We start from the raw sequence: 4,630 nt of genomic DNA, 5'->3' as shown, positions 1-4,630 counted from the left end.
CTCGTACACCGACGGCGGTGGCGCGGCTGGAGCTGCGACTGGTCGTGGCCGGTCAGCGCGGCCTGGCCGCCGCCCCCGCCGTCGGTGTACGAGGCGTCGATGACCCCGAAGATGTTGGCGTTGGGGTCGTGCCCGCCGTCCATGTCGGTCTTGATGGTGCCGGTGCAGCCGTGCGCCGAGGTGATCGGGTGGCCGTGGCTGTCGTGACCGAGGACGAAGCGGACCTCGATCTTGGAGCAGTCGATCGTGCCGTCCTCGGGGTCGGTCACGTTCACCTTGAACGGGATCGCGTCCCCGAAGGTGAACATCTGCCCGTCACCGGGGAGTTCGAGGCTCACGGTCGGGGCCGTGTTGCCGACGGTCACATGGACGCTCGCCGAACCGGTGCGTCCGGAGGGGTCCTGCGCGGTGACGGTCGCGGTGTAGGTGCCGTTCTTCTTGTACGTGTACGTGGGGTTGGGGTCGGTGGAGGTTCCGCCGTCGCCGAAGTCCCAGGCGTAGGTGAGGGCGTCGCCGTCGCCGTCCGAGGTGCCGGCCGAGGAGAACTTCGCCTTCAGCGGCGCGGTGCCCGAGGTCTTGTTGACCGCGGCCTCCGCGATCGGGGAGCGCCCCCCTGTGGCGTTCTCGATGCGGTAGAGCGCGGAGTGCTCGTCGCCGCCGAACCAGGAGAGGCCGTAGTCCAGGACGTAGAGCGCCCCGTCGGGTCCGAAGGCCATGTCCATCACCTGGGTGCCGGACCACGGGATGTCGTTGATGGACTGCACGGCGCCGTCGGCGTCCTGCTCGATGCGCTTGATCCACTGCCGGCCGAACTCACCGGCGAAGAAGTCGCCGTCGTACGCCTCCGGGAACTTCACGGGCGAGTCGAGGTCGGCGTCGTAGTGGTAGACCGGTCCGCCCATCGGGGACTCGGATCCGGTGCCGAACTCCGGGACGGAGCCGCCGTCGTAGGGGATCCAGGCGGCCTGCGCCGGGGGCAGGTCGACGATGCCGGTGTTGTGCGGCGAGGTGTTCTTCGGGGCCGCGCAGTCGAAGGCGGCGCCGGAGGTCTTGGTGGCGAAGTCGTAGTCGATGTACGGGTCGTTGTCACCCGTGCAGAACGGCCAGCCGAAGTTGCCGGCCTTGGTGACCCGGGCGAACTCGACCTGTCCGGCCGGTCCGCGCTTGGGGTCGGCCGCGCCCGCGTCCGGCCCGTAGTCGCCGACGTAGACGATGCCGGTGGCCTTGTCGACGCTGAAGCGGAACGGGTTGCGGAAGCCCATGGCGTAGATCTCGGGGCGGGTCTTGTCCGTGCCCGGGGCGAAGAGGTTGCCGTCCGGGACGGTGTACGAGCCGTCGTCGGCCACCTTAATCCGGAGGATCTTGCCGCGCAGGTCGTTGCTGTTGCCGGCGGAGCGCCGGGCGTCGAACGCCGGGTTGCGGTCGGGGCGGGCGTCGAGGGGGCTGTAGCCGTCGGAGGCGAAGGGGTTGGAGTCGTCGCCGGTCGACAGGTACAGGTTGCCGTCGGCGTCGAAGTCGATGTCGCCGCCGACGTGGCAGCAGATGCCGCGGGACGTCTTGACGTCGAGGACCTTCTTCTCGCTGCCCAGGTCGAGCGTGCCGTCCTCCTTGAGGACGAAGCGGGAGAGCCGGTTGACGCCGTCGAACTTGGCGAAGTCGGCGGCGGTGCCGGTCTCGGGGGCGTCGCCGTCGGGGGTGTCCATCGGAGGTGCGTAGTAGAGGTAGATCGCCCGGTTCTCGGCGAAGTCCGGGTCGATGCCGACGCCCTGGAGGCCTTCCTCGTCGTGCGAGTAGACGGGGACGGTGCCGGCGACGCTGGTGTTGCCCGAGCTGTCGGTGAGGCGCAGCTCGCCGGTGCGCGAGGTGTGCAGCACGCTGCGGTCGGGGAGGACGGCCAGCGTCATGGGCTCGCCGGTCTCGGCGGCGCCCTTGGCGAGGGTGACCTGCTGGAAGTCCTCGGCGGCCGGGGCGGGGGCGGGTTCCTCGTGGGCGGCGGCCGTTGTGGGCGTGCCGCCCAGGGTGAGGGTCGCGGCGGCGAGCAGGGCGCCGGTGAACAGGGCGAGGGATTTGCGGACGCGGAGTCTGGTTCCGGTCCTGCTTCGGGTTCTGTGCACGAGTGTCCTCCGGAGAGTGCCGGTGGTACGGGCGGGTGCGGGTGCTGCCGTGCCGTGTCGCGCGGGGACTGCCGCGCAGGTCGGTCGGGGCCTGTGTGGCTCCCGTGACGGGAGTTATGTCGTGTACACGTTCTGGACGGTAGACCTGTTCGTCCAGGACGGAAAGCCCTTGTGCAGCGGTGTTGTTGAACTTTTTCCTTGGTCAGGACAAAGGAGGGTGAGGGCAGCGGGGACCGGCCCGACGGCGTGCGGTGTGCCGCGAGCGGTGCGCGATCAGGCCCCTCCGGTGAATGAGGAGCGGGGGTCCGGGGGCGCCCCCGCAAGGGCGACGCCCCCGGGCCCGGTCAGTCCTTGCCGCCGAACGCCGCGTCGAACGACGCGCTCGGCGGGTCGAAATCGAACCGCTTCAGCGACGTCAGCGCCTCCGGCGCGCCCGTCAGGCGGTCCATGCCCGCGTCCTCCCACTCCACGGAGACCGGCCCGTCGTACTCGATGGACCGCAGCATCCGGAACACGTCCTCCCACGGCACATCGCCGTGCCCCGCCGAGACGAAGTCCCAGCCGCGCCGCGGGTCGCCCCACGGCAGGTGGGAGCCGAGCCGGCCGTTGCGGCCGTCCAGGCGCTTGCGGGCCTCCTTGCAGTCCACGTGGTAGATCCGGTCCCGGAAGTCGTACAGGAAGCCGACCGGATCCAGGTCCTGCCAGACGAAGTGGCTCGGGTCGAAGTTCAGCCCGAAGGCGGGCCGGCGGCCGACGGCCTCCAGCGCGCGGTGCGTGGTCCAGTAGTCGTACGCGATCTCGCTCGGATGCACCTCGTGGGCGAAGCGCACCCCCTGCGCGTCGAACACGTCCAGGATCGGGTTCCAGCGCTCGGCGAAGTCCTCGTACCCCCGCTCGATCATGTGCGGCGGAACCGGCGGGAACATCGCCACCAGGTGCCAGATCGAGGAACCGGTGAACCCGATGACCGTACGCACCCCGAAGGCGGCGGCCGCCCGCGCGGTGTCCTTCATCTCCTCGGCGGCCCGGCGGCGCACCCCCTCGGGCTCCCCGTCGCCCCAGATCCGGGCGGGCAGGATGCCCTGGTGGCGCTCGTCGATCGGGTTGTCGCAGACGGCCTGTCCGACCAGGTGGTTGGAGATCGCCCAGCACTTCAGGCCGTACTTGTCGAGCAATTGGTGGCGCCCGTCCAGGTAACCCGGGTCGGCGAGTGCCTTGTCGACCTCGAAGTGGTCGCCCCAGCAGGCGAGTTCCAGCCCGTCGTAACCGAAGTCGCGTGCGTACCGGCAGACGTCCTCCAGTGGCAGGTCGGCCCATTGACCGGTGAAGAGGGTGAAGGGACGGGGCATGCGCAGGACCTCCTAGAGCTGTGCGGTGGTGTGGACGGGAGTGTGCACGGAGTTCTTGGCGGCGCTCTCCTCCACCGCCGCCAGCACCCGCTGCACCTGCAGTCCGTCCGCGAACGACGGTGTGGGAGCCGTGCGTTCGGCGATCGTCCGGACCACGTCGCGGGCCTGGTGGATGAAGGTGTGCTCGTATCCGAGCGCGTGCCCCGGCGGCCACCAGGCCTCCAGGTAGGGATGCTCGGGCTCGGTGACCAGGATGCGCCGGAAGCCGGCCGTGGTGGCGGGCTCGGTGTGGTCGTGGAAGGACAGCTCGTTGAGCCGTTCCAGGTCGAAGGCGAGCGAGCCCAGCTCTCCGTTGATCTCCAGCCGCAGCGCGTTCTTCCGTCCGGCCGCCATCCGCGTCGCCTCGAAGGAGGCCAGTGCGCCGGAGGCGAGCCGGCCGGTGAAGAGCGCCGCGTCGTCCACCGTCACCGCCCCTCGCGCACCGGTGTCCGCCGCCCCGGACAGGCCTGCCGACGGGCCTGCCCGCAGGGGCCGTTCGCGCACGAAGGTCTCGGTCACCGCCGACACCCCGACCAGCAGCTCCCCCGCCAGGAACTGGGCGAGGTCCACGATGTGCGCCCCGAGGTCGCCGAGCGCGCCCGAGCCCGCGTGCTCCCGCTCCAGCCGCCAGGTGAGCGGCGACCCGGGGTCGACCAGCCAGTCCTGGAGGTAGGTGGCACGGACGTGCCGCAGGGTGCCGAGCCGCCCCTCGGCGATCAGCTTCCGGGCGTAGGTGATGGCGGGGACCTTGCGGTAGTTGAAGCCGACCACCGCCACCTGGCCGCGGGCGGCGGCGCGCTCCGCCGCCTCGGTCATGGCCTCCGCCTCCGCGACCGTGTTGGCGAGCGGCTTCTCGCACAGCACGTGCTTGCCCGCCTCCAGGGCCGCGATGGCGATCTCCGCATGACTGTCGCCGGGGGTGCAGATGTCGACGAGCTGCACGTCGTCCCGGGCGATCAGGGCCCGCCAGTCGGTCTCCGCGGCCGCCCAGCCGTGCCGGTCGGCGGCGGCCTCGACCGCCCTGCGGTCGCGTCCGCAGATCGCGGCGAGAGCCGGTCTCATCGGCAGCTCGAAGACGTGGCCGGCGGTGCGCCACCCCTGCGAGTGGGCGGCGCCCATGAACGCATA

At 71.0% G+C, this 4,630-nt stretch carries 3 protein-coding genes; all 3 read right to left on the bottom strand.

From position 1 onward, the window contains the following. On the bottom strand, positions 1 to 2,114 hold a 2,114-nt coding region (locus J1C73_RS19910), incomplete at its 3' end, for a PQQ-dependent sugar dehydrogenase (RefSeq protein ID WP_207317598.1). Positions 2,115 to 2,458: 344 nt separating this feature from the next. Continuing rightward, entirely contained in the window at positions 2,459 to 3,463 is a 1,005-nt protein-coding gene (locus J1C73_RS19905) for a sugar phosphate isomerase/epimerase family protein (RefSeq protein WP_207317597.1), read from the bottom strand. 12 nt (positions 3,464 to 3,475) lie between these two features. Then, the coding region (locus J1C73_RS19900) for a Gfo/Idh/MocA family protein (protein ID WP_242644428.1) at positions 3,476 to 4,630 on the bottom strand (1,155 nt) is incomplete at its 5' end.

It is taken from the genome of Streptomyces laculatispora (assembly GCF_017353455.1).
In the GTDB taxonomy this organism is placed as follows: Bacteria; Actinomycetota; Actinomycetes; order Streptomycetales; family Streptomycetaceae; genus Streptomyces; species Streptomyces laculatispora.
The sequence above is the reverse complement of the archived record's forward strand: the minus strand, read 5'-3'. Positions and strand labels throughout refer to the sequence as shown.